The sequence below is a fragment of the Bathymodiolus azoricus thioautotrophic gill symbiont genome, from assembly GCF_001298715.1.
Lineage (GTDB): Bacteria > Pseudomonadota > Gammaproteobacteria > PS1 > Pseudothioglobaceae > Thiodubiliella.
The window spans coordinates 1-1,770 of sequence record NZ_CDSC02000161.1; the positions used below are offsets into that span (position 1 = coordinate 1).

The 1,770-nt window shown below is 36.4% G+C and carries 2 protein-coding genes and 1 tRNA gene; all 3 read right to left on the bottom strand.

All coding sequences use genetic code 11. From position 1 onward, the window contains the following. Positions 1 to 52: 52 nt before the first annotated feature. Positions 53 to 129: transfer RNA gene (locus BAZSYMA_RS03230), tRNA-Arg, on the bottom strand. Between the two features lie 157 nt (positions 130 to 286). Further along, a complete protein-coding gene (locus BAZSYMA_RS03235; RefSeq protein ID WP_090715589.1) occupies positions 287 to 1,537 on the bottom strand; it encodes a UDP-N-acetylmuramoyl-tripeptide--D-alanyl-D-alanine ligase in 1,251 nt (416 codons plus the stop codon). 47 nt (positions 1,538 to 1,584) lie between these two features. After that, positions 1,585 to 1,770, bottom strand: a 186-nt coding sequence (locus tag BAZSYMA_RS10195) for an XRE family transcriptional regulator (RefSeq protein WP_206599439.1), incomplete at its 5' end; no start/stop codon positions are given.

Sequence of the window (1,770 nt, forward strand, 5' to 3'; positions counted from 1 at the left end):
ATCAGTGTAAACAAAAACCCCTGCAGATTCACGCAAGGGGTTTTTTAAAATATGGTGCGCCCGGCGGGATTCGAACCTGCAACCGCTCGGTTCGTAGCCGAGTACTCTATCCAGTTGAGCCACGGGCGCAATTTTTTTGTTTATAAGCGCCAAACTACTGCATGTGTTTATGCTGTCGTATAAAGAATACTAAGTGACATCAAACGCTTTGTATTTCACACCTCTAAACAAAAATTACAAAATAAGGCGTAAATTACTGTTGTTTATTGCTAAACAAGGTGGGAAATTATACGCATAATTTTTTGATGATTTGTTCTAATTTTGCAACCCTTGAGCCTTTGAAAAGAATAGTGCAATCTGTGTGCTGTTTGAGTGTTGTCAGTAGTTGTGCTTCATTGTTAAAATTTTGTACACCATAGTCGGATTGAAAACTATACAGTTGACTAATATCCAATGATTTTGCAAAGTCACCAATTTGGCGGTGATAGGCATCGGATTTATCGCCCAACTCTGCCATTTTTCCAAGCACAGCAATTTTTTTGCCAGTAAAACTGTTCAACACTTCCAAAGCATATTTACTAGAGCTTGGGCTGGCATTGTAAGAGTCATCAATAATGGTTAAATGAGATTTTTGAATAATATTCAATCTGCCTTTTTCAGCTTGTGTTTTTTCTAAACCTTGTTTGATGAGCTTAATATCAATTTCTAGCGCACAAGCACAGGCGCTGGCTGCCAAGGCGTTATCAATATTGTGCCTACCAAGGAGTTGTAAGATTACCCTTACTTTCTTATCAAAGATATTTAAATCAAAACAGTTATTGTTGATATTATTAGCAAAAATATTGCCGCCCTCGCCAAAACTAACATCGCCTGTAAAAGAAGTTTGTGTGTTGACAATATTTTTACAATGGCTTGAATAAATCTCACCTTTGGCTTTAACCAAATTATTAAAACCACCAAACTCACCAATATGCGCATCAAGCGTGTTGGTTACTACTGCAATATCAGGGCTTGCTATCTTACACAGATGGGAGATTTCACCCAAATGATTCGCCCCCATTTCAATGACAGCGTATTGGTGTTTTTCTTTCAATCTAAGTAAGGTCATCGGCACACCAAGGTGATTGTTGAGATTGCCTTTGGTCGCCAGAGTGGGTGCTTTTAATTTAAGAATATTTTTCAATATATTCTTGAGAGTGGTTTTGCCATTACTACCTGTAATGGCAATCACTTTTGGCTTAATATTATGCAAGTGCCAAGTGGCAATCTCGCTAAGTGCATTTTGTGTATTTTCCACCACTAAAGTAGGCAAACTTGAGTCTACTTTTTTACTAACAACCAGTGCCACCGCACCCATTTTTTGCGCCTGATTAACATAGTCGTGTGCATCAAAATTATCCCCAACTAGGGCAATAAACAAAGCGCCGTCCATGCGCTTTCTGGTATCGGTACAAACATCTTTAAAAGTGACATTGCGTATATCAATTGTATTAATGTTTAATACTTGAGCGATGGCGTGTGTATTAGATAATAACATTATTTTGTTTGTAAAATTTCATTAACCCCTTCAAATAATTCTAGAATTTAAATATCTAAAATTTTAACGATACTAATTAAATGTATCAAGTTAAATCTCTGATTTTTGATGCCAGTTTCAATAAAAGAAATCAAACTAACAGATTCATGCGCCATTGCCATGGCTAAATTTAACTGTGACATTTTGCGCTTTTTTCTTTCATGCTTTATATTTTTAACGATTTTTCTAAGTAG

What these genes read in the sequence shown, in the direction of transcription:
- BAZSYMA_RS03235 (WP_090715589.1), bottom strand. Translation starts at nt 1,537, where the DNA reads ATGTTATTATCTAATACACACGCCATCGCTCAAGTATTAAACATTAAT.